Annotated in this window: 21 protein-coding genes and 2 rRNA genes (1 of these 23 running past the window's edge); 10 read left to right on the forward strand and 13 right to left on the reverse strand. The window is 39.3% G+C overall.

The window, feature by feature from the left end; genetic code table 11:
• Positions 1 to 37: 37 nt before the first annotated feature.
• The 4 genes from ACQK2H_RS16910 to ACQK2H_RS16925 are packed head-to-tail and all read left to right on the forward strand — an operon-like array spanning position 38 to position 4862.
• Positions 38 to 3145, forward strand: a complete 3108-nt coding sequence (locus ACQK2H_RS16910) for a two-component regulator propeller domain-containing protein (RefSeq protein WP_425392561.1) — start codon at positions 38 to 40, stop codon at positions 3143 to 3145.
• Positions 3146 to 3150: 5 nt separating this feature from the next.
• Complete coding sequence (locus ACQK2H_RS16915; RefSeq protein WP_425392562.1) at positions 3151 to 3669, forward strand: YdeI/OmpD-associated family protein; 519 nt, start codon at positions 3151 to 3153, stop codon at positions 3667 to 3669.
• Positions 3670 to 3688: 19 nt separating this feature from the next.
• Entirely contained in the window at positions 3689 to 4408 is a 720-nt protein-coding gene (locus ACQK2H_RS16920) for a hypothetical protein (protein WP_425392563.1), read from the forward strand.
• Positions 4409 to 4457: 49 nt separating this feature from the next.
• Entirely contained in the window at positions 4458 to 4862 is a 405-nt protein-coding gene (locus ACQK2H_RS16925) for an OsmC family protein (RefSeq protein WP_425392564.1), read from the forward strand.
• Here ACQK2H_RS16925 and ACQK2H_RS16930 read toward each other — a convergent pair.
• The 3 genes from ACQK2H_RS16930 to ACQK2H_RS16940 are packed head-to-tail and all read right to left on the reverse strand — an operon-like array spanning position 4859 to position 6847.
• Positions 4859 to 5461 (reverse strand): hypothetical protein, encoded by a 603-nt coding sequence (locus ACQK2H_RS16930; protein WP_425392565.1) that lies wholly within the window; start codon positions 5459 to 5461, stop codon positions 4859 to 4861. The genes ACQK2H_RS16925 and ACQK2H_RS16930 overlap by 4 nt on opposite strands.
• A gap of 10 nt (positions 5462 to 5471) precedes the next feature.
• On the reverse strand, positions 5472 to 5825 hold the full coding sequence (locus tag ACQK2H_RS16935; protein WP_425392566.1) for a response regulator: 354 nt from the start codon (positions 5823 to 5825) through the stop codon (positions 5472 to 5474).
• Positions 5822 to 6847: a sensor histidine kinase gene (locus ACQK2H_RS16940; RefSeq protein ID WP_425392567.1), complete on the reverse strand. Its 1026-nt coding sequence runs from the start codon at positions 6845 to 6847 to the stop codon at positions 5822 to 5824. Before ACQK2H_RS16940 ends, ACQK2H_RS16935 begins: the two co-directional genes overlap by 4 nt.
• 70 nt (positions 6848 to 6917) lie before the next feature.
• Between ACQK2H_RS16940 and ACQK2H_RS16945 the strand changes: the two genes are divergently transcribed.
• Both ACQK2H_RS16945 and ACQK2H_RS16950 read left to right on the forward strand, forming a co-directional pair.
• Entirely contained in the window at positions 6918 to 7859 is a 942-nt protein-coding gene (locus ACQK2H_RS16945) for a carbon-nitrogen hydrolase family protein (RefSeq protein WP_425392568.1), read from the forward strand.
• On the forward strand, positions 7856 to 8725 hold the full coding sequence (locus ACQK2H_RS16950) for a hypothetical protein (RefSeq protein WP_425392569.1): 870 nt from the start codon (positions 7856 to 7858) through the stop codon (positions 8723 to 8725). The genes ACQK2H_RS16945 and ACQK2H_RS16950 overlap by 4 nt, the downstream gene beginning before the upstream one ends.
• Here ACQK2H_RS16950 and ACQK2H_RS16955 read toward each other — a convergent pair.
• The gene (locus ACQK2H_RS16955; protein ID WP_425392570.1) at positions 8715 to 9476 is read right to left on the reverse strand and encodes a LytR/AlgR family response regulator transcription factor; all 762 of its coding nucleotides are present in this window, start codon (positions 9474 to 9476) and stop codon (positions 8715 to 8717) included. The genes ACQK2H_RS16950 and ACQK2H_RS16955 overlap by 11 nt on opposite strands.
• Before the next feature lie 136 nt (positions 9477 to 9612).
• Here ACQK2H_RS16955 and ACQK2H_RS16960 point away from each other — a divergent pair, with 136 nt between their 5' ends.
• The 4 genes from ACQK2H_RS16960 (at position 9613) to ACQK2H_RS16975 (ending at position 13726) form a co-directional block, all read left to right on the forward strand.
• A complete protein-coding gene (locus ACQK2H_RS16960) occupies positions 9613 to 9948 on the forward strand; it encodes a MotA/TolQ/ExbB proton channel family protein (RefSeq protein WP_425392571.1) in 336 nt (111 codons plus the stop codon).
• 65 nt (positions 9949 to 10013) lie between these two features.
• A complete protein-coding gene (locus tag ACQK2H_RS16965) occupies positions 10014 to 11714 on the forward strand; it encodes an ATP-binding protein (RefSeq protein WP_425392572.1) in 1701 nt (566 codons plus the stop codon).
• Positions 11711 to 12340 carry a response regulator gene (locus ACQK2H_RS16970; RefSeq protein WP_425392573.1) on the forward strand — a complete coding sequence of 210 codons (630 nt, stop codon included), beginning with the start codon at positions 11711 to 11713 and terminating at the stop codon, positions 12338 to 12340. Before ACQK2H_RS16965 ends, ACQK2H_RS16970 begins: the two co-directional genes overlap by 4 nt.
• A 120-nt stretch (positions 12341 to 12460) precedes the next feature.
• Entirely contained in the window at positions 12461 to 13726 is a 1266-nt protein-coding gene (locus tag ACQK2H_RS16975) for a cation:proton antiporter (RefSeq protein ID WP_425392574.1), read from the forward strand.
• A gap of 88 nt (positions 13727 to 13814) precedes the next feature.
• Here the strand turns inward: ACQK2H_RS16975 and ACQK2H_RS16980 are convergent, their stop codons facing one another.
• The 9 genes from ACQK2H_RS16980 to ACQK2H_RS17020 form a co-directional block, all read right to left on the reverse strand.
• Positions 13815 to 14222 carry a DUF2721 domain-containing protein gene (locus tag ACQK2H_RS16980; RefSeq protein WP_425392575.1) on the reverse strand — a complete coding sequence of 136 codons (408 nt, stop codon included), beginning with the start codon at positions 14220 to 14222 and terminating at the stop codon, positions 13815 to 13817.
• Between the two features lie 23 nt (positions 14223 to 14245).
• The gene (locus tag ACQK2H_RS16985; protein WP_425392576.1) at positions 14246 to 15211 is read right to left on the reverse strand and encodes a glycosyltransferase; all 966 of its coding nucleotides are present in this window, start codon (positions 15209 to 15211) and stop codon (positions 14246 to 14248) included.
• A gap of 5 nt (positions 15212 to 15216) precedes the next feature.
• The gene (locus ACQK2H_RS16990) at positions 15217 to 16179 is read right to left on the reverse strand and encodes a glycosyltransferase family 2 protein (RefSeq protein ID WP_425392577.1); all 963 of its coding nucleotides are present in this window, start codon (positions 16177 to 16179) and stop codon (positions 15217 to 15219) included.
• Positions 16169 to 16696 (reverse strand): DUF4199 domain-containing protein, encoded by a 528-nt coding sequence (locus ACQK2H_RS16995; RefSeq protein WP_425392578.1) that lies wholly within the window; start codon positions 16694 to 16696, stop codon positions 16169 to 16171. The genes ACQK2H_RS16990 and ACQK2H_RS16995 overlap by 11 nt, the downstream gene beginning before the upstream one ends.
• 3 nt (positions 16697 to 16699) lie before the next feature.
• Positions 16700 to 17209, reverse strand: coding sequence for a DUF4199 domain-containing protein (locus tag ACQK2H_RS17000; RefSeq protein WP_425392579.1), 510 nt, complete (start codon positions 17207 to 17209; stop codon positions 16700 to 16702).
• Complete coding sequence (locus ACQK2H_RS17005; protein WP_425392580.1) at positions 17206 to 18459, reverse strand: dihydroorotase; 1254 nt, start codon at positions 18457 to 18459, stop codon at positions 17206 to 17208. Before ACQK2H_RS17005 ends, ACQK2H_RS17000 begins: the two co-directional genes overlap by 4 nt.
• Positions 18456 to 20321 carry a BatA domain-containing protein gene (locus ACQK2H_RS17010; RefSeq protein ID WP_425392581.1) on the reverse strand — a complete coding sequence of 622 codons (1866 nt, stop codon included), beginning with the start codon at positions 20319 to 20321 and terminating at the stop codon, positions 18456 to 18458. The genes ACQK2H_RS17005 and ACQK2H_RS17010 overlap by 4 nt, the downstream gene beginning before the upstream one ends.
• 86 nt (positions 20322 to 20407) lie before the next feature.
• Positions 20408 to 20519 (reverse strand): 5S ribosomal RNA (gene rrf, locus ACQK2H_RS17015).
• Positions 20520 to 20608: 89 nt separating this feature from the next.
• Positions 20609 to 23117, reverse strand: a 23S ribosomal RNA gene (locus tag ACQK2H_RS17020); it runs 360 nt beyond the window's last position.

Consider the following 23117-nt stretch of genomic DNA (forward strand, 5'->3'; position numbering starts at 1 on the left):
TTTACTGCATAAAAAAACACATTCTTCTAGCTGCTTCATGCAGAAATTACCACTTGTATTATTTATTGTATTTAATTCACTTTCTGCTTTTTCTCAAAGTAACCTAGATGAAGAAAAGCGACTCAGCCAGTATATTCTAAGAGGCTGGAATACGGAAGATGGACTCACTTCAGAATCGACCAACGAAATGATTCAATCTGATGACGGCTATATTTGGATTGGAACATATACAGGCTTACACCGATTTGATGGCAAAAATTTCACCGTTTTTACCAGTCAAAATAGTGACCTTCCTTCACCCAACGTATTACGAGTGAAGAATGGAATGAATGGAGAAATCTGGCTAGGGACCCTTCATGGAATTGTCATCTTTAAATCCGGAGAGTTCGTTACTCCACCAGGCTTAGAACAAACCAGAAACATGAGCATTGAAGAAATGCTTATTGCTAAAAATGGCAAAGTTTGGTTCAGCACCAAGTCGAATAAAGTTTATTGCTATGAGGACGGCAAACTTGAAGATTTAACATCAACGCTAGGCCTTGATGAAGGCACGGTATTGAGCATCACTCAGGATAGTAATGAAACAGTATATTTTGGCACAGACAACTCCTGGCTGGTGTCATACTCTAAATCAAGAGCTATACAGCGGTTACATCTAGGTCAAGAAATAAATGGTATTAACACACTCTACAACAATAATGATTTAATCTATCTGGGGACGGGAAGAGGGCTTTATACTTATGACGGTGCTACGCTGAAAAAAAGAAAAATATTAAAATCAACATCAATTAGTTCCGTAATTGTCGATCAAAAAAACACGTTATGGTTGGGCACTCTTAGAGGCTTATTTAGATATAACAATGAAAACCAGCGATTAGACTCTTTAACAGAAGAAAGTGGTATGCCCAACAATATTGTTAGAGATCTGATCTTTGACCAGTCGGGCAATCTCTGGGTCGGGACCTATAGAAGTGGCATTTTTTTTCTAACAGATGGATCGATCACAAGCTATGCGAAAAATGACGGCCTGGAAACCAATATTATAACCAGTGTTACCCAAATCGGACCTAAAACACTCCTTCTTGGAAATGAAAATGGAACCCTAAATCAATTAAAAGATGGAGAGATCACCAGGTATCAACCAGATATACCTATTCCCACAGAACGACTCAAAAATCTATTTACTGATAATGAAGGAAGGGTATGGGTAAGCACTTACGGTGGGTTGGTCATACTCGATGGGGCAAACAGCAAGCACTATACAGTCAACAATGGATTTCCTGACAATTTCGTGAGAGTAGCTTTTCAAGATAACACAGGCGATGTTTGGGTTGGAACTAAAAATGCCGGACTTATCATATTCAATTCCGTGAATCAATGGAAAAGAGTAACCATGGATGATGGACTTAGCTCAAATTATGTCCTTTCTATAGAGCAAGACGAGCAAGGAAGAATTATCGTGGGAACGATCAATGGACTCAACATCCTTGAAAATGGAAAGGTGATAAAATCAGTTACCGTTGAAGATGGGCTTCCAAGTAACTTCATATTCGCAACACACACTTCCGGCAAGTATACCTGGATTGCCTCAAATGATGGTTTAACTGGATATAGCGATGAACATGTTATCAATTTCAATACAGAAAATGGATTGCCTTCAAATATCATTTACGACATCCTCGAGGATGAGAATGGAAACTTTTGGATGCCTTCTGAAAATGCTATCCTATGCATCAAGAAAAATGAATTAGAAAATGCTGTCAAGGATCCCAAAAAACAGCTAAATGTCAGGCAATTTGATAGAAGCTATGGCATGAAATCAAGCCATTGCCTGGGTGCCGTTCTATCATTCGAAGATTCAATGGGTCAATTTTGGATTCCCACACTCGGCGGGGTGGTTTGTCTTGATCCGGATGAGGTGGAAGTTCCCAACTTTCAACCGAAAACAATTATTGAAAATATTTATGCAGATAATGAATTAATTCCCATTAACGAAGTAGCAAGCATACCGGCAAGTACCAATCGGCTCTCAATTGATTTCACGGGAATAAGCTATGCGCATACAGACCTACTTGAATTCAGGTATCGGCTGGTTCCATTTGACTCTGAGTGGGTAATAGCCTCCAGCGATAGAAACGGACTTTATACCAACCTTTCACCTGGTGAGTACACGTTTCAATTGCAGACAGGACTAGATGGTAATTTTTCAACTCCTATTACCACACAAAAAATAAAAATAGATGCAGCATGGTGGCAAACGACAGTTGCCAGAATTGGCTTTGCGCTATTAATTGCATGCCTTGCTCTGTTAATTTATTGGTTAAGGTTAAGGAGGCTAAAGCTGAACAATGTCAGACTTGAATCAATCGTCTCAGATCGAACCAAAGAACTTGAGATGCAAAAGCGTGAATTGAAAAACGCTTTAAATCAACTTAAAAGTGCGCAAGAGCAAATGATTCAATCTGATAAAATGGCTTCTTTAGGAATTTTAGCAGCTGGAGTCGCGCATGAAATTAACAATCCGCTAAACTTCATCCATGGAGGTGTTGAAGGCCTGGAGGCTATGCTGAAACGGAGCAAAAAAATTAAAAAAGACGAGTACTCTGAATTAATAAGAGCTATCAAAGAAGGTATTTCCAGGGCCTCCACGATTGTTTCCAGTTTGAATGAATTCAGTCATTCATCCGAAAAGAAACTTGAACCTTGTGACATCTATCACCTCATTGATAATTGCTTGACCATGATTAGGTATCGCTTAAAAAACGGCATTGAACTCAACAAAGAATTTACACGAGGCAAAGCAATCGTTCATGGCAATAATGGAAAGTTGCACCAGGCTTTTCTAAATATTATTACCAATTCCATTCAGGCTATTGAGAAAAAAGGTGCCATTACCATCGAGACCAATATTGATAAAAATCAAATTGAAATCAACTTCAAGGATACAGGTCATGGAATCAAGCCTGAGCATCTTAAAAAGATAACCGAACCCTTCTTTAGCACAAAAGATCCCGGCAAAGGAACAGGTCTTGGCCTCTCCATCACCTATGCCATTATCAATGAACATGGCGGAACACTTAGGTACTCCTCAGAATGGGGGAAAGGAACCACAGCAACTGTCAGGCTTCCATTAATGAAAGGTTAAACAGCTTGAAATCACAAACTATCAAAGCTCCTATTCTCAAATTTGAATCCGATGCATGGAGCTACTATGTCGCGATTCCTAAAAAAATTGGCGATCAATTCATTGATGGAAAAGACAGAAGGATAGTATGCACCATCAATAACTCAACCCCTATTCACAGTGCTCTGATGCCTAAAGGTGAAATCTACAGTGTGTATGTAAAAAAGGATTTCATGAAAAAATACGGCATTGCTGAAGGTGATGAAGTAACAGTTCAATTAGAAAAAGACACTTCAGAATATGGTAAGCCAATTCCGGAATCGTTTCAAGTCTTACTTGATCAAGACCAAGAAGGCAACAACCTATTTCACTCGCTTACTAAAGGCAAGCAGCGCACACTCATTCACCTGGTTGGTAAAGTTAAAAATGTAGAAAGTCAACTAGCCAAAGGGCTTGCAATTATGCACCACCTAAAAGAAGCGAATGGTGAATTGGATTTCAAAAGATTGAATGTTTTGATTAAAGAGTATAACAATCGAAAATGAAAATTTGTAGCTTGGTGGAATGAAACACCTAATCTACGCTATCCTTCTATTCACTGCTTCAAGTCTTGTTGCTCAGGATCAACTATATAAGGTATCCTTATTAAGAGCAAAGCCAGGAGAATTACTAAAGCTCATTGAGATCATCAATGAAGATTTTTCAAACTACGAAAATTACCTCGAGCACAAACCATATATGCTTCGTCACAGCCAGGGTGATCACTGGGACCTGATGGTAATCTATCCCATAGATGAACTTGAAACTTATTTTTCAGATGCTCAAATTGAGTTAAGAAATAAATCCAACTCAATAGAAAAACCCTATGGCGATACATTTTATGATTTGGTCTCCTTTCAGGAGGAGGCGATCGTCAAAGGACCATCGGTTAATGTATTCATTGATGCTTTCAAAAAGTATAATCTTTTTCACATTGAAATTTTTACAGCTCTTGCGGGCAAGCAAAACGAACTGTTGGAACAACGGCTTTCGGAAAATCAATTTTACGCCGGCATAGAGCATCGGCCCAACTTTATTTTCACTCGCGTTTTTGGCCCTAGTTGGGATAACTTCACCATTGGATTTTATGAAGACCTACACGATTTTGCTGGTCCTGATGTTCCATTCGAGAAAGAAGATCAGGCGGCAAAGGAAGCAGGTTTTGAAGGTGTGAATTACATTGGTAGTTACTTAAGGTCACTTATTGGTGAACATCACGACACGCTTGCATGGAAGGTGAACTAATATGTCTTAGTAACAATTTCTATTACACAATTTTGATATTATTGATGCTATGAAAATTAATCTCAATTATAAAGCTGACGAGGAATTTAAGTCCAAGAATGAAAATGGTAATATCGCAGAGATCGATATGCGATCTGCCGATCAAAAACAACATCAATCCCCAACAGAATTACTTCTTTCAGCGGTCGGTGCGTGTGCGGCTGTGGAAATTGTCTCAATGGTCAAAAAGCGTAGAAAAACTTTCGTAGATCTAAAGGCTGAAATCAGTGGCGAACGAAGAGATGAACACCCACGGGGATTCACAAAAATCCACTTAAAGTACTTTATCTACTCTCCTGATCTTACAGAGGAAGAGGCAGAAAGAATCGTTGACCTGGCCACAACCAAATACTGTTCAGTTGCAGGATCATTGAGTGCCGAGCAAACTCATTCGTTTGAGATAGTCAGAGATTAACTCTCTATCATTTTATTGAGCATATCTGATAACTTGTCAAAGGATCCCATTTCATACATTATCAGTATATCGCCACTTATATTCTTGCCTCTTATTGAGAAATTGGTATGACAAACAAGAACCTGGTTGTATCGTTTTTTGTCCAGTTTTCCATAGATACCCTCCACATCTCCCTGATAGCTTCTAGGCATATGATAATCTAGTGGCGCGTCCAGGATATTACCAAACGAGCCCATGATGGCGTTTAAGATGATATTTCCAACCTCGATCATCAATCCGTCTTTCATCTCTGCAATAGTGGCAGAATCAGGGTCTTCATGGATTAACAATGAAGCCAGCTGACTAGCACTATCTCCGGGCAAAATCACATTAGCACTGCCTTCGTACTCACCGGAGAACCTCATCTCTACAGAATGCACCTCATTTCCTCCTCCAAGTTTTTTGATTTCCGACAGGACATCATCAAAAGTGATTACATTAACATATGGGACATTGAGTAGTATTTCCCCATCAATCATTTGACTAAGCGATGCAGACCCCTTCCCAACTCCAATGTTGATGATCTCTGTGATCGTATCTATTTGTTTTGAATTCAGCATATTGGTATGGCTAGTTGAAAATATCGTTTAAAATTGAAACCAATTCGTCTTTGGAAACCACCTTGTTCATAAATGCAGTTGCACCCAGACTCATAACCTCTTCTTTCCGTGCTTTCTGAATATCCGCTGTTATTACTACAACCGGAATCTTATTACCTCGTGATTGAAGTTCTTTCAATACATCGATCCCGGACATCCCTCCCATTAGTAGATCCAGAAAAATACAATCGTAAGAATCGTTTAATTTATCCAAGAGCTCCTCACCGGAAGGAACAGCATCCGATTCATATTCAAGATCTTTCAGGATATCCTGCAACGTTTTTCTTTGAAAAAATGAATCATCTGCTATAATTATCTTTTTCATACAGCCTTATTTAATATCAAACTTACCTGAGTACCCATATTTTCCTTGCTGGTTATTTGTACACCTCCTCCATGTAGCTTCATGATTTGACGTACGATTGACATACCCAAACCATGACTTGGTTCTCCATCCAGTCCGTTTCGTTTGGCATTGCCAAATCTGACAAATACATTTTTCATAATTTCAGGACTCATACCGATCCCCTGATCCTTAATATCCAATCGAAGCTGATTATTATCTTCTGTTATCTTAAACGTAACTGTAGAGCCGGGCTTACTGAACTTCACCGCATTACTTAAGATATTATCCAAAGCCCTGGTCATCTTGGATTCATTTATCAATGCAACAGCTTCGCTTTCACTATCAAAATTTACTTTTATCCGCTTTCGAAGGGTTAACAACCGGTGAGTCTCTAGGTAGTTTTTCACAAAATCATGGAGAACAACCGTTTCTTTTTTCAAGGTGTAGCCATCCGATTCTATCTCCGCAAGTTCCATGATCTCGTCAGCCAGCCTTAACCCCTTGTCAGAATTAACCTTGATCATATCCAAGAGTGTCACCATCTCCTCCTTATCAAACTCATCATCTGATTTTAATGAATGCTGAAGCAAATTCACTACTCCAATGATCGACCCCAACGGTGATCTGAAGTCATGAGCAGCATTTTGTAGATAAAAAATGGATCGGTCTTTTTCAGGAACAAACATCCACAAGCTAATGATTTCGTCCTTTCTACGGATTGATGAACAATAAGCATCCATCTTATCCCCCTCAACACACAGCATAAATTGAATTTCTTTTGGTTCCTTCCCGATTTCTTCCCAGTAGTTCTTAAGCTTCTCAAGCTGTCTGGATTCCACCAATGTTTCAACCTCATGTGCACCCTCAGAAAGCACGCTATCGCCATAGCATTCGCTCACTTGAATGGAATCAAAGTTATTCCAGCGGACTAGAGCGGAAGGCAAAGTAGACCCATAGAGATTGAGTCTTAGGCGAAGATCTTCCTCATTTAATTCAGTCATTGGGCTGACGGTTACCTATGCAAGATAATTCGATTTATTTTAGTGATACATATTGAGACCAGATACACCAATGAACAACACGCTGAAAATAGCATTGGCACAGATTTCTCCGATCTGGCTAAACAAGCAAAAAACTTTAGATAAGGTAATATCATATACGTCTGAAGCTTCCGATAAAGGAGCCGAATTAGTGGTGTTTGGTGAAGCTTTACTGCCAGGATACCCCTTTTGGTTGGATAGGCTAAACGGAGCTGAGTTCAATTCAAAATCTCAAAAAGAAATTCATGCGCTTTATATGCAACAAGCAATTGATATCGAAGCTGGTGATTTAAAACCATTATGTAAAGTAGCCCAGGAGAAGAAAATTTCGATTTATATCGGAACGATCGAAAGACCAGACGATCGCGGCGGGCATAGTTTGTACTGCTCTATGGTATTTATTGACAAAGATGGATCCATTGGATCCGTCCACAGGAAATTGATGCCTACGTATGAAGAGAGACTCTCATGGAGCCCGGGTGATGGACATGGATTAGTAACTCATAAAATATCCCCTTTCACTGTCGGTGGTCTTAATTGTTGGGAGAATTGGATGCCTCTGGCCCGTGCTGCGATGTATGCTCAAGGAGAAGACTTACATATCTCTATCTGGCCAGGTAATAAACGAAACACTGAAAAGCTACTTCCCGTCATCGCTATGGAATCAAGATCCTTTGTGGTTGGAGTGTCGGGGCTATTCAGAAAAGCGGATATTCCTGATGACTTTCCATACGCTGATGAAATGCGAAAGGCAACCACTGAAACGCTGGCAAATGGAGGTTCGTGCATTGCCTCGCCAGACGGGTCATGGTTAGTTGAACCGATCACCAATACTGAAGAGCTTATTATAGCTGAACTTGATCACACCAGGGTTCGAGAAGAAAGACAAAACTTTGACCCTTCTGGTCATTATTCAAGACCGGACGTTTTAAGCCTTAATATTAATAGAGACCGTCAATCAATTCTGAAATGAGAAAAATATTGATCATCCTTTTGATCTCTGCCTTTAGTTCAAATTTAGGATTCGGACAGACCTCCCAAGACGATGAAGTCAGATACCAATCTGCCATAGATTGGCTCGATGGAAAACTAAACTATGTCTATTTTGATTCGAAAGGACAGAAGTGGTGGAAAAATACATTTTATGCCAATGAGAATAAACAGATTACAATCAAACACATTTCATCAGATAAGCCTAATACTGCTCACATTGAAGACAAAACCTATACCATCCGCACATTTAACCTACAAGATATAAACCCAAATAGTCTCAAGATAACCGATATCAAAAAATCGAGAGGTAGAATTGTTGAAGGTGAAATGTTGGAATTACGTACCTATAGTTTTCAGGATTTGATTCATAAAACGATCAATAATCGAAAAGCCAGCAGTACTTCATTTCTATTTCTTTCTTTTCCCGAAGATATCACAGACAGTATCGCGAACTACGCTGAAATCGTAAAGACCAAATTCGAAGAAGCGATATGGGCAAGCACCCAAATTTATCCAACAGATTATGAGCATGATATTGATCGAATCATCACCGTTTTAACCGGAAGTTTTCAAACAGAGGAAGGTGCAATCTGGAATGCAGACCTGGTAAGACCACATGTTTTAAAACTAGATAGAGGCAATGGAGATATTGAATACTTCGGCTATGACAACAATGATCACAGATTTTACCTAATAACCATAACAGCCCAGGGAGTAGTTGAACAGCATTTCACCCTTGAAAATGGTCCATTATTAATTTTATCTGGTGAGGATAATTCTGTAGTTTTTGAAATCACGAATCAAAATGCATTTAAATTCTTAAACAGAATGTTTTTTAGACAATAGCATTTGCATGAAGTGCCTCCTCGGTTGACTTTTTATATTTCCTACCAATAGACAGCTCTTTTGCCCCAACCACTACTTGTTCCTTCGTGAAGGAAGCAACATGATTTTTATTTATTAGAAACGAACGGTGAATACGTACAAAAGCATCAGGCAATCGTTCCTCAAAACTGCTTATCTTTTCTTTTGTTGTAAATGATTTTTCTTCGGTGTTCACCCTTACATAATCCCCTAAACTCTCTACATATTGAATATCCTTCAACTTAATAAGCACATGCTGCCTATTTGATCGAATCGTAATCTCCTCCTGCTTTTCAACTTCTAATTGCTTCTCAATTTCAGCTAGCCGATGTGTTTTTTCTCTTAGTTTTTGAATAGCAAGCACCATACCTTCAGCAAATACAATAAGATAAAGAACCAATGTCAGCATATAAACATCGCTGGCAATCGTACCAAGGTTTGCAACCTCATAATCTGCCAAAATCACAAAAGCTAAAACCATGACTAGTAGCTCAAGATATATCGACACGATCAGCATGTATAGAAGATAAAGGCCGAACTTCCATTTGCGATTTCTTAGTAAATAATTAGGAACCAGATACCTATTAAAGAAAATTGAAGTAGCCACTACCACAGGCATTAGCATCGTTACGAAATAAAATGATGTCACAATACTCTCAAGCGAAGTATTCAGCAGTAAAGTCAGAAATAACCAAACTACAAGCCAAAATATCAATTGCTTTTTATCTAACATTGGATCGAAGATGCAACAAATAGACTATTCTTTGAAGGAAAAATCGACAAACGACGGGGTTCGGCATGGATACTACCTTTTGTTAAAACACCCATCAGACTTGCTTTGCTGACATGTTTAACTAAAAATTAAAATCATGATTGAATTATTTCAAATGGGTGGAATGCTATTCATGAGCATCCTCACTGTAGAATTAGCATTAGTCTTATACTTTGCATCTAAATGCTTTTTGAAAAAGGAAAACTCAACAAGTAAAATCAAAAGCGCAGGACTTCTCGCTGCAGTTACAGGAATCCTTGGTCAACTTATAGGGCTCTTTTCTGCTTTTGAAGCAATCCAGCAAATGGGATCTGTTTCACCTGCTATGCTAGCTGGAGGCCTGAAGGTGTCAATGATTACGACCATGTATGGTATTATCATTTATTTGATTTCCATTATACTCAGCCTTATTATCAAGTCAATGAACAAGTAAAGAGTAATAACTTCATCCGTATTTTTCCTGATTCGGATAATCAATTATCCCAATATTTTTACAAAATGTTAAGAAGGGTAAACATCGGAAATAAGCTAGCATTGCTATTAGTAGGGCTCTCCCTGTTTCTAATAGCCTTGCTTAGCTCTTTGTTTTATACCCAATTTGACACGGCACTTAAGGAGCGTGTCCTTCTGCAGCTTTCTTCAGTGAAGCAGCTCAAGATCGTAAAGATCAAAACCGAGATAAACGACCGGATAGCAGCGTTCAAAAAACTAATGAACGAAGAAGATATAGAAAGTGACTACTTCACATCAGTAAGAACCCTTCCATTAGAAATAGATTCCGCGTTTGGAGTTTACTTGGATATGGCGGTGATGGATGTAACCCTTACTGACCTCACAACCGAAGAACCAACAAACGAAATTACCCTCGGATTCATAGGTAAAAAAGAGTCTGAGTACCTGATAGCAATTGCTCACGTTCCGGAAATTCAGGAAATACTATTAGAACGAACCGGTCTTGGTCAAACAGGCGAATCTTACATTGTCGGAAGTGATTACCGTTTACGATCACAGTCGAGATTTAAAGTCAATGATCCCGAAGAAATTGAAGTAAGAACACCCGGAGTTACGCGAGCGCTTAGCGGACAAGCAGGTGAAGACACATCTTTGGATTATAGGGGGGTTGAAGTTTTCAGTTCCTACGAAGAGATTTTTATCAATGGCCTTCGATGGGTCATCCTTACTGAAATCGATCGACAAGAGGCGCTATTCCCCCTCAAAAAACTAAAAAACAACCTGCTTTACATTTTCATCTTCATTCTAATTTTCGTCTTATTAGTATCCTACTTCCTTTCCAGAATGATTGTGCGACCGATTGTCACAATGGAAAAAAGTCTAAAAGACATGTCAAAGGGTATTTTGAATGAAGTCCCGGTAGATGAAAAAAGGCAAGATGAAATCGGCAGGATGTTTATTGCATTACAAAAACTAGTCAGGGCCTTGAAGGAAACAGTCGTATTTGCAGACAAAATCGGATCTGGGAATTTCAAAGCTGATTACAAACCATTGAGTGAAGAAGATAAGATGGGAACAGCGCTCATTCAAATGAAAGAAAAATTGAGAGCGTTTAAGGAAAATGAGGAACGCCTGCTAAAAGAAAATCAAAGATCCATTTTAAATGGAGAAGAGAAAGAGCGCTCCAGGCTTTCAAAAGAACTGCATGATGGTTTGGGTCCCATTCTAACTACCCTCAGAATGAAACTTCAGGCTGCCGAATTAAATGAAAGTACCAAAAAAGGACTGCTGCATAGAATAGACGAGACGATTGGTGAAGTAAGAAGAATGAGTAATAATTTAATGCCAAATGTCCTTGTGGATTTTGGTGCGGGTGAAGCCATTGGTAACTTATTAAAGCAAATTGAAGAGAACTTCCCAATAGAAGTAAGGTATAAAAATGATATGCCTGCTGAGTCTGAAATTGACGACAACATTCACATTACCCTGTATAGAATAGCACAGGAATCAATTAACAATGCCATCAAACATGCAAAAGCCACAGAACTAAAGGCCTCAATGAGCGAGTTTGAAGATCATGTGGGCTTCTTTATCGCTGATAATGGTATTGGTTTCGATCCTGAAAAGTCATTCGAGGGAAATGGAATCCGAAACATGAAAGAGCGCGTTAAATTGGCAAATGGGACAATAGATATAAGAACTGGAAATAAAGGAACAATTATCGAGGTAGAAATTCCATTACAATGAGTAAGATTAGAATCATAGTGGTAGATGATCATCAACTTTTTCGCGAAGGAATGATATCACTTCTATCAAAAAATGAAGACCTTGAGATAGTAGGTGAAGCAGCATCATCAGAAGAACTCTTCACACTATTGGATCAAACTTCTCCACATATTGTATTAATCGACATTACCATGCCGGGGATGAACGGTCTTGAAGCAATAGAAAAAGCAAGAGCAAATCACCCTGAAGTTAAATTCATTGTCCTAACCATGCACGCTGAGGGACAATACGTAGTAAAAGCTGTGAGAAATGGTGCTTTCGGCTATCTAATTAAAAATGCAGATGAGATTGAACTCATCGATGCAATCAAGAATGTAGCTAATGGGAAAAAGCACTTCAATAGTGAGATTTCCCAATTAATGATTGGAAACATGGCAATCGAAGGGGAGTCCCACAAAAAGCTTTCTGAAAGAGAGTTGGAAGTCCTCACATTGGTTTCTGAAGGCCGCACAACAAAAGAGATTGCAGAAAAGCTGTTTGTAAGCGCTCGAACCGTAGAAACACATCGGGTAAATATGATGCGAAAGTTAAAAGTTCAAAACACTGCCGAACTCATCAAAAAAGCAGCGCACCTTAAAATGATCTAACATCAGTATTTATACGGATACCGCCACTGTAATTACTTCGGAATAGATTTTACAATATTATCCAGAGAGCAACAAGCTACCCAGGCACCTAAATTTGAATTATAATAAAAGGAGCCTGTCATGAGCATATTCGACATTATAGCTGTACTAATATTTTTTTCAGGGGTTTTTATTTTTATAAACACCTTCTATTTAAAGCTTCCATCATCTATAGGATTAACGTTGCTTGCAGTAATCCTATCATTCTTGGTATTGATTTTCGGGGCATTTTTCCCGGAATTCCATCTTGCAGAACATGTGAAAAAATATGATTTCGCTGAGGTACTCTATCGTTTTGTACTAAGTGTTATGCTATTTGCAGGGGCTCTCAATGTTGATTTCAAAAAATTAGGAGACCAATTGGTCCCCGTATTGGTACTTTCATTCTTAGGAGTACTAATCTCCACCTTTGTAATTGCAACGCTCATCTATTTCACAGCAGGAGCAATGGGAATAGGCCTAAGCTTCATTGCGTCCATGGTTTTCGGCGCATTGATTTCATCTACAGATCCGGTAGCAATTACAAAAACCATTCAAAGATTTAAGATGTCAAACGAACTGGAAACAAAGATTTCCGGAGAAGCACTGTTGAATGGAGGTATAGCCATAGTTCTAGCTTTGGTATTAGTAAATATTTACAAAGAAGAGGCCGCTGTAGGTTCGCTAAATTTTACAGGCGCAGCTTGGGTTTTCGTTAGAGACCTGGGGGGTGGACTTATCGCCGGCCTTTTCTTTGGTTGGTTAGGTTATTCCGTATTGAAATACATCGATAACGATGCGGTAGAAGTAGAAGTACTTGTCACATTAGCTTTAGTGATGAGTGGGTCATATATAGCAGATCTGCTATCTGTTTCATCCATGCTTGTTGCCGTTATGACCGGACTTGTTTTGGGCAACTTTGGAAGAAGTAAAGATGGTGAAAATGCTGTTGGAAGTTACGTATACAGATTTTGGCAGTTACTTGAAGAAACATTAGCAGCAATGCTCTTCGTACTTATTGGTTTTGAAATGCTAGTCATCCCTCTTCGACTAGACTATTTCGCGTTAGGTTTCTTTGCTGTCAATATTGCACTTTTTGCTAGGTGGTTAAGTGTCTTCATTCCCATTAGGCTAATGTCGATGAGTCGCTCCTTTGATGATGGCACCATTCCGGTGCTGTCATGGGGAGCACTTAGAGGTGGGTTACCTGTAGCCGTTTCTCTATCGCTAACCAATTTCCCAGGTCAGGAAATTATCGTGACTATGACATATGTGGTTGTAGTATGCTCAGTACTATATCAAGGGCTCACACTTACAAAAGTGATGCGAGTGTATAATGAAAACCATCCCATGAAATGGTTGGATTAAGATTTTTCATAAGTGGTTAATTAGGCAAGTCTTTTTTGGTGGACAATTGCAGAAGCCTCCTACATCAGTAGGAGTGCTTTTGCATTGCTTAAAACTTAAGTTTACTCCCCAGCTCCATGTCACTCAGCTCTATATCCAATGCTTTAGTAGAAAGCTGAATCTCTCGTAAAGAGATGAAAAGTGAAAGAAGAAGTAGGACAAGGGAAACACCAAAAGTACCGCTACCCCATTCTCCTACCTTCAGGTAGATGAAAAACATGGCCAGAACACAAAGTAACAAACTAAGCACTCCAAAGAGTTGCATCGCTCTTATCAAGAAAAGTCGCTTTCTTAAATTTTTGAGTTGCCCTTCCAAAACACTTTTCGGATCATTCATATAACTTTTATGAAGCTGCCTGATCAATGTAGCGATGGCAAGAAAACGATTCGTATAGGCCAATAAAAGCAAAGAAATTGCTGGAAATAGTAATGCTGGTGTGGTCAGTGTGATTTGCATGTTCCAAAGGTAGCAATGGAAGTTTATTTACTACCGACCAATAACTCTCTCAAAAATCCTGATCCATAAGCCAAATGCTGATAAAGAGCAGCAATGGTTGCCAGTACACCAACTTTCAAACTCTTCTCTGAATAACTCGAGTGAATCAAAACACAACTAAAGTAGATCAAATAGATCGAGAGGATGATTTTTCCAATGTAGAAATTAAATGCGGAAAATATTAGACATAATATAAGACCTATGAAAAATACCGACGGAAATAAGTGTGAAATTTTGATTGGAATACCATAATGTCTTTTTAGCTGAATACGGGTTCTTCCAAATGAAAACACCTGTTTATAAAACGAGCCAAATGAATTTCTTCTTTTATGATAAACCTTTAATTTGTCCGAAATCAAAGCCTTATGGCCTGATTTGTGGAGCCTCCTACTTAGCTCCATGTCTTCACCCATATTAGTCTTGGCAAAGCCTCCTAATAGCCTAAATACGGAACGTTTCATTACGAGATTGTAACTCCTCAAATGTGTCTCTTTATCCACTTTGATCTTCTTGCCCCTTATCCCACCAGTAGTTAGAAATGAAGTCATGGAGTATGAGATAGCTTTTTGAAGTGCAGAAAAGTCTGATGAAGCGGCATCAGGCCCGCAGTAAGCATCAATTTCGGGATGATTACGAATTAAATCATCAAGATTACTTAGATAGTTAGGTGGAATCACACAATCCGAATCATAAAATATGATCCAATCGCTTTTCACTTGATCAGCACCAAAATTTCTACTAAACCCCTGTCCGGTATTCTCTTTGTAGAAATAGTTAACATTTAAACTTGATTGATATTTTTTAACACTATCCTCACTGGAACTCTCAGAGCCATCTTCAATAATTATTACTTCAAAATCCTTGAAGGATTGATGGGTTAGGCTTTCTAATAGCTCGTCTATTTCTTCAGGACGATTGTAAACAGGAACAACTATCGAAAAACTTGGCATGATAGCTACTTCTTAGTAGTCTCAGAAATCAGGTAGTCTCCTTTTCGTTCATTTACCTGTATCATCATTTCGGCAATAAAGCCAGCCAGGAATAGTTGCATACCAACAATTAACGCCACTAATGCCAAAAAGAATAGCGGCTGATCGACCACATCTCGCCGTGCCATATGGTGATATTGACGATAAAGCTTTTCACCAATCACCCAAATCGTAATAAAAAAACCACCTATGAATGAAAGGCTTCCGAATACACCAAAAAAGTGCATTGGATTTTTCTTGAATCGTGAAACAAAAGTGACAGACAAAAGATCCAAAAACCCTGTTACAAATCGTTTCATTCCATATTTAGTGGTACCATACTTACGGGCTCTGTGCGCAACCACCTTTTCGCCAATCTTATTAAACCCATTCCACTTGGCAATAAGTGGGATGTATCGGTGCATCTCTCCATAAACATGGATATTCTTCACTACATCTCTGGAATATGCTTTTAATCCACAATTAAAGTCATGCAATTTGATTCCGGATACTTTTCGTGTTACCCAATTAAATAGTTTGGAGGGGATGGTCTTACTTATCGGATCGTGCCGTTTCTTCTTCCATCCGGAGACTATATGAAGTTTAAGATCATTGATCATGGATACCAAGTCAGGAATTTCGTCCGGACTATCCTGCAAATCAGCATCCATAGTGACAACTACCTTGCCATTCGATTGATCAAATCCGGTTTGCAAAGCAGCAGATTTACCATAGTTTCTATTAAACCTAAATCCGGTTACTCGATTTTCTTTTTCTGAATATTCTTGAATGATAGACCAGGAACGATCGGTACTCCCATCATCTATCAAAAGAACCTCTGTATTAATCTTAGATTCGTCTACAACGCGAAAAATCCATTCCAAAAGCTCTGGAATGGATTCTTCCTCGTTATAAATAGGTATTACTATAGATAAATCTTTATCCTTCAAGTTCAGGTTCTTTCTTTTTGATGATTGCACCGGTAATCAGAGACAATATTGCATAAATTATCAGTCCCCACAAAAATCCAATGAGAGAACCTTGTACTGAAAATCTATCCAATGTATCAGTTCGTGCTTTTTCCAAAGCCTCATCCATTTGATCTTCAGGCATGCCAAAATTCCTCATCATTGACTCAGCATTCTCTACTGCCTGCTCAGCTACAATAGCCGGAAGTTCCGGATCAATCACATTATAGAGCAGAATATTAAAGATGGTTCCTAGTAATCCTGCAACAACAAATAATTGCATCGAATATACCCATGCCTTACCAAAGGCCATGTATCCTCCAATCTCCTTCCTGTGTTGTATACCAAAATATGCTACAAGAGCCAGAGAAAGAAGTAAAATCAAAATTCCCACCCACCATTGAGCCAAAAGGGTCGGATCAACGATATAAAACAAAAGAGTAAGAACTATGCCGATAACGCCTAGCATTACCCCAGATTTGATTGCGTGATTGTTCATAAGCTATTTAGGTTTTTTTCTTAAAATTATCGCAACAACAGGCGTAATCAAAAAAGCAGAGAAGAGTTTATTCCGAAAGGTCAATTGAATGAGCTGAACGGGGGTTATTGAAGCTATTTCTTCATATCGATTATCCAAAGCCTCTTGCCCTAGCTCCTCAGCATAAAAAGCTTCATTACTCTCCAATAAAGCGGTTGCTCCGTCTTTATAAGCCTGCAACAAGTCAGCATTTAATTGAAATGAAGCGAATAGTGCAGCTTCAAAAATTAAAATTGCAGGAATAAAAACAATAAATCCAATACTTATTCCTTGCCAAAAATGGAGATAACCATTGTTCCTGAAGTCCTTATACTCCTTTCCTGCAAAAAATATAAACAGAAAATAAACACCCAGATCAAACCAGAAATGCCTACTATCAAGCAGCGGGTTGCTTCCAAAATTGATGGATATAAAAAAAAAGCCAATGAGAAATAGGCCACATAGAATCGCGTATTTTATGCTGGGTTTTATCACTTCGCTAGTGTACTATGATTTCGATTGATAACTGCTGCAACCTGCCCTACTAATTCAGTATTCCAAAACGGACTGTTTTTGGATTTAGACTTATTGCTTTTACCATTTAAGGTCCATTTCGCATCTAAATCGAAAATTGTCAGCTTTGCTACCTCACCTTTATCGATTTTGATTGGCTCTTTTTTCAATACAGCTCTAGGACCATTTACTACTCTTTCAATTAATATTTCCAGAGGAACTTCGGTTGATAGTTTGACTAAGGAAGGGAAAAAAGTTTGAAGCGAAATACTTCCTGGATCAGCCAGGTCAAATTCTAGTTGCTTACTCTCCTGATCAAATGGCCTATGATTGGAGCAAATTGCATCTATAGTGCCATCTTTCACACCTTTTACCAAAGCCTTCCGATCTTTTTCAGTTCTAAATGGCGGCAGGTTTTTATAGTTAGTATCAAAGTCTCCCACTGATTCATCAGTAAATAACAAATGATGAATACTCACATCGCATGTTATTGAAAGCTTTTCTTTTTTAGCCTTCTTAATGAGATCCAATCCCCTGGCAGAAGAAACTTTAGCAAAATGCAAGCTACCCCCACTATACTTAAGTACTTCAATATCCCTTTGAATGATTAACTCTTCTGAGAGCGAAGGCTCCCCTCTAAGACCAAGGTGTGTACTGTACTTACCTTCATGCATTTGAGCATTAGATGAAATATTAATATCTCTTGCATTTTGTATAATTGGAACATTGATTTCCGTAGTATACTGCAATGCTTTAAGAAGTAGCTCAGTATTCCAAATTGGCTCATCACCATCGCTAAATGCCACTACTCCTGCATCATGTAAATCCAGCATTTCCGTAAGGTTTTCACCTTTTAAAGCCTCACTACAAGCTCCGATTGGATGTACGTCAACAACCTCTTTGCACCTTTCAATCAGGTATTTAACATCGCTTTTTGATTCTATTGGTGGGTTAGTATCTGGAATCAGACATACATCTGCAAAGCCTCCTGATAATGCTGCCTCAGATCCAGATAATAAATCTTCACGGTATTCATTTCCCGGATCGCTAAAGTGGGCACTTAAATCAAAAAATGATGGAGAAACTAGCTTATCCTTAAGATCATATTCTCTATCTGCCGTCCTTCCTGAAAGCGAGATAATAACACCATTTTCAATAAGAATATTTACTTGCTTGTTGTGAGCGGGGGAATTTACATCAAGGACACGTACATTCTTTAACAATATGCTCATCTGAGGAATCTATGTAACATCGTCTCTGACATTACTAATAGTAAAGTCAAAATTAATGCATATTTCCAAAAGCTGATATCCGAATTGGAGGCTAATAATATATTGTTGGAAGCATCAATCTTAGAAACATTAACATTTGGGCTATCCTTAAAATAATCTTCAATTTCATTTATACTAAGCGACTGCATAACTGACTCCTCTTTTGGTATATTAATAGCCACCTGACGGATAGTATCCCCTTTGTGAATCAAGTGGTAATAGCCTGCAGAAATATCGCCAGGAATTTCAATTATGATTTCATTTCCATTTGAATTAAAAGATGGAATCAATTCCAAATCAGAATTAACCATTCTTATTGGATCATCAGACACATCCCCACTAACAGCCAACTTACTCCCGGGATAATAATAGGGCATATCTATCCTATCAGCTGCTCTAAAAGCAATCTGATAAAGTATCGGGAGAAATAAGGCCTTGGATTGAAATCCGTTTTCACCTCCCAACACAGTATTAAAGAAGTAAGAATTGTTTGACTTTAATAAAAACACATTACCTCCCCTATAGCGAATTACTTCTTCGTAATCTCCTGCTATATTATATGCTTTTGGTGTAGATGGTAAAACTCCCTCATCTAAATTCCCATCAAATACTCCTTTAATTATAGGATGATTTTGCTCAAGTGAAAGTTCATTTAGCTCACCATTGGTTTCCGTAAAACTTAACTTTAAAAAATCCTCATAATTTTCAATCTTGATATCGGATGATGGAAAAATAATGTAATCCAAGTCTTTAAATTGACCAATTAGAGAAGTTGGAATCTCTTTTTGCTTGTTGAATACTACAAGATCTGCATCCTTTAGAATCTCGTAATCAATGTTATTAATCGATAAATCAAACAGTTCAAAAAGGTTTTTATTTAGAAACACAGTATTTACAAATCCATTTTTATCATTATCAAATATTACCACCCTAGGTTTAGTTCTTTCACTGATCACAAAGTGAAAATTATTATCAAATGAAACATCATCTCCATCTATTTTCAATTGATAAGAACCATGTTTCTCTATTGGAATTGTGAACTCAACACGATCTAATTCACTAATATCCTTTACAATCGAGCTAATTTGACTGTTATCTTGCAGTAGTTTAATTACAAGATTACCACTGGTCATATTGAAAACACTAAACTCTACAACAAGCGCAAGCTTAGACAAGTCATTCGGGTTAGGTTGAATATATAAAGTATCAAACGCAACATTCTTAATACTATTTAACTCCTTAGAATACAATAAGTGATATTGTATAGTTGTATCCGAGACAAGTCTATTAATTGCATTTAAATCATACAACTGGTAATCTGATAAGATGTAATAGTTATCTGCTAATGAATTACTCAATCTATCACTTATCAAAAATTGATTTAATGAAGAATTAGAGAATTTAGATGGAATAAATTCAACATTGAAGGATTCATTAATAATGGTTTTTTGATTATTGTCAATGTAAATACCAGAATTAGATTTCTTATCTATCAAATCTGAAACTAAACGCTTTGCAATTTCCTGCCCATCTATTACCTGACTGCTTAAAGAATTATCAAAATAAACAGCATAAGATTCATCATTGAGACTGGGTCTTTGATTGAGCAGTAAGTAGATTAAAAAGACTAGTGAGCCAAAGAGTAAAATTCTATTAGAAAGAATAGCTAAGTGCTTAACCCTGGATTTTGACTTGGATTTAGCGGTTGAGTTAGATATGTACTTAATGGAGGAAAAATATATTTTCCTAACTCTTCTAAAACTGAATAAGTGAACAAGAATGGGTACAGTAAGAAATAGAAAAAATATCCACCAAAAATTCACTCGGTCAGTTTTTTTAGTCCATTAACGTTTAATCTCATTCGAAGTTATGCAAAAAAAAAGCCCTCAAAAAGAGGGCTTTGTTAATAAACTGGCAACGACTTACTCTCCCACCTGTTACGGCAGTACCATCAGCGCTGACGGGCTTAACTTCTCTGTTCGGAATGGGAAGAGGTGGACCCCGTCGCTATAATCACCATAAAATTTGCCTATATCCATTAGGATAGGACTTAATGTCTTGACATTAAAAATGAAAGATTCACATGAAAAACGCGAGTTTATCGAAACGCTTCAGAAAGTTTACGGGTAATTAGTACTGCTCAGCTTTGACATTACTGCCTTTACACCTGCAGCCTATCTACGTCCTAATCTAGAACATCCCTTAAAAGAAATCTCATCTTGTAGTGGGTTTCGCACTTAGATGCTTTCAGTGCTTATCCCTTCCAAACGTAGCTACCCAGCAGTGCTCCTGGCGGAACAACTGGTACACCAGCGGTTTGTCCAACTCGGTCCTCTCGTACTAAAGTCAGATCTACTCAAATTTCTTACGCCCACAACAGATAGGGACCGAACTGTCTCACGACGTTCTGAACCCAGCTCGCGTGCCACTTTAATGGGCGAACAGCCCAACCCTTGGGACCTTCTCCAGCCCCAGGATGTGACGAGCCGACATCGAGGTGCCAAACCTCCCCGTCGATATGAGCTCTTGGGGGAGATCAGCCTGTTATCCCCGGAGTACCTTTTATCCTTTGAGCGACGGCCCTTCCATACAGAACCGCCGGATCACTATATCCTAGTTTCCTACCTGCTCGGCTTGTAGGCCTCACAGTCAAGCACCCTTATGCTATTGCACTCTGCGCACGGTTACCAAGCGTGCTGAGGGTACCTTTGAAAGCCTCCGTTACTCTTTTGGAGGCGACCACCCCAGTCAAACTACCCACCACACACTGTCTCCCTTTCGGGGTTAGGCATCAGATAAATAAAGGCTGGTATTTCACCAATGACTCCACCATGCCTGACGACACAGCTTCAGAGTCTCCCAGCTATCCTACACATCATTTACCCAATACCAATGTGAAGCTATAGTAAAGGTTCACGGGGTCTTTCCGTCCCGTTGCGGGTATCCGGCATCTTCACCGGAACTACAATTTCACCGAGCTCATGGTTGAGACAGTACCCAGATCGTTGCACCATTCGTGCAGGTCGGAACTTACCCGACAAGGAATTTCGCTACCTTAGGACCGTTATAGTTACGGCCGCCGTTTACTGGGGCTTCAGTTCAGAGCTTCTCCGAAGATAACTCCCCCCCTTAACCTTCCAGCACCGGGCAGGTGTCAGGCCTTATACATCCTCTTTCAAGTTCGCAAAGCCATGTGTTTTTGATAAACAGTCGCCTGGGTCTTTTCACTGCGGCCCCCATTGCTGGGGGCGCCCCTTCTCCCGAAGTTACAGGGCTATTTTGCCTAGTTCCTTAACCATGAATCACTCGAGCACCTCAGGATTCTCTCCTTGACTACCTGTGTCGGTTTACGGTACGGGCACCTTTATCCTAACCTTAGAGGTTTTTCTTGGAAGTCTGATTAGGTACACTATCCACGCATCCGAAGATTTGTGGTACTATCGGGTTCAGCAAGCAATGCGGATTTACCTACATCGCCTATACCTACACCTTTCAACGTACTATTCCGTCAGTACGCGGTACTTTCACTACTCCGTCACCCCATCGAAAATAAAGGTGGTATCAGAATATTAACTGATTGTCCATCGACTACCCCTTTCGGGTTCGCCTTAGGTCCCGACTAACCCCCGGCTGATTAGCATTGCCGGGGAAACCTTAGTCTATCGGTGGGCAGGTTTCTCGCCTGCCTTATCGTTACTTATGCCTACATTTGCTCTTCTCTAGTCTCCAGCATGACTCACGTCACACCTTCATCGTTTAGAGAATGCTCCCCTACCATCATAAATGATCCTAAGCTTCGGTATTGTACTTGATGCCCGATTATTATCGATGCTCTGCCGCTCGACCAGTGAGCTGTTACGCACTCTTTAAATGAATGGCTGCTTCCAAGCCAACATCCTGGCTGTCTAAGCAGCTGAACCTCCTTAGTTCAACTTAGTACAAATTTAGGGACCTTAGCTGTAGGTCTGGGTTCTTTCCCTCTCGGACTCGGACCTTAGCACCCAAGCCCTCACTGCGATGTATATTTATCAGCATTCGGAGTTCGTCTGGATTTGGTAGGATTTGACTCCCCCTAGTCCAATCGGTAGCTCTACCTCTGATAAACTAAACACCACGCTGCTCCTAAAAGCATTTCGGGGAGTACGAGCTATCTCTCAGTTTGATTGGCCTTTCACCCCTACCCACAACTCATCCAAAGACTTTTCAACGTCAACTGGTTCGGGCCTCCATGTAGTGTTACCTACACTTCACCCTGGTCATGGGTAGATCACAAAGTTTCGCGTCTAGTACTGCTGACTGATCGCCCTGTTAAGACTCGCTTTCGCTTCGGCTTCAACCCTTAAGGTATTAACCTTGCCAACAACACTAACTCGTAGGCTCATTATGCAAAAGGCACGCCGTTACTCCACAAAGGAGCTCCGACCGCTTGTAAGCGTATGGTTTCAGGTACTATTTCACCCCCTTATTCAGGGTACTTTTCACCTTTCCCTCACGGTACTAGTTCACTATCGGTCTCTCAGGAGTATTTAGCCTTACCGGATGGTGCCGGTGGATTCAAACGGGATTTCTCCGGTCCCGCCTTACTCAGGATACTGCTAGGTAATACAACTTTACTTATA

Origin of the sequence: Ekhidna sp. (assembly GCF_965228795.1) — a bacterium.
Lineage (GTDB): Bacteria > Bacteroidota > Bacteroidia > Cytophagales > Cyclobacteriaceae > Ekhidna.

Bases quoted from the DNA above. Each gene is read 5' to 3' on its own strand.
- ACQK2H_RS16910 (WP_425392561.1), top strand. From the start codon at position 38: ATGCAGAAATTACCACTTGTATTATTTATTGTATTTAATTCACTTTCT.
- ACQK2H_RS16920 (WP_425392563.1), top strand. From the start codon at position 3,689: ATGAAACACCTAATCTACGCTATCCTTCTATTCACTGCTTCAAGTCTT.
- ACQK2H_RS16925 (WP_425392564.1), top strand. From the start codon at position 4,458: ATGAAAATTAATCTCAATTATAAAGCTGACGAGGAATTTAAGTCCAAG.
- ACQK2H_RS16930 (WP_425392565.1), bottom strand. From the start codon at position 5,461: ATGCTGAATTCAAAACAAATAGATACGATCACAGAGATCATCAACATT.
- ACQK2H_RS16935 (WP_425392566.1), bottom strand. From the start codon at position 5,825: ATGAAAAAGATAATTATAGCAGATGATTCATTTTTTCAAAGAAAAACG.
- ACQK2H_RS16940 (WP_425392567.1), bottom strand. From the start codon at position 6,847: ATGACTGAATTAAATGAGGAAGATCTTCGCCTAAGACTCAATCTCTAT.
- ACQK2H_RS16945 (WP_425392568.1), top strand. From the start codon at position 6,918: ATGAACAACACGCTGAAAATAGCATTGGCACAGATTTCTCCGATCTGG.
- ACQK2H_RS16950 (WP_425392569.1), top strand. From the start codon at position 7,856: ATGAGAAAAATATTGATCATCCTTTTGATCTCTGCCTTTAGTTCAAAT.
- ACQK2H_RS16955 (WP_425392570.1), bottom strand. From the start codon at position 9,476: ATGTTAGATAAAAAGCAATTGATATTTTGGCTTGTAGTTTGGTTATTT.
- ACQK2H_RS16960 (WP_425392571.1), top strand. From the start codon at position 9,613: ATGATTGAATTATTTCAAATGGGTGGAATGCTATTCATGAGCATCCTC.
- ACQK2H_RS16965 (WP_425392572.1), top strand. From the start codon at position 10,014: ATGTTAAGAAGGGTAAACATCGGAAATAAGCTAGCATTGCTATTAGTA.
- ACQK2H_RS16970 (WP_425392573.1), top strand. From the start codon at position 11,711: ATGAGTAAGATTAGAATCATAGTGGTAGATGATCATCAACTTTTTCGC.
- ACQK2H_RS16975 (WP_425392574.1), top strand. From the start codon at position 12,461: ATGAGCATATTCGACATTATAGCTGTACTAATATTTTTTTCAGGGGTT.
- ACQK2H_RS16980 (WP_425392575.1), bottom strand. From the start codon at position 14,222: ATGCAAATCACACTGACCACACCAGCATTACTATTTCCAGCAATTTCT.
- ACQK2H_RS16985 (WP_425392576.1), bottom strand. From the start codon at position 15,211: ATGCCAAGTTTTTCGATAGTTGTTCCTGTTTACAATCGTCCTGAAGAA.
- ACQK2H_RS16995 (WP_425392578.1), bottom strand. From the start codon at position 16,696: ATGAACAATCACGCAATCAAATCTGGGGTAATGCTAGGCGTTATCGGC.
- ACQK2H_RS17005 (WP_425392580.1), bottom strand. From the start codon at position 18,459: ATGAGCATATTGTTAAAGAATGTACGTGTCCTTGATGTAAATTCCCCC.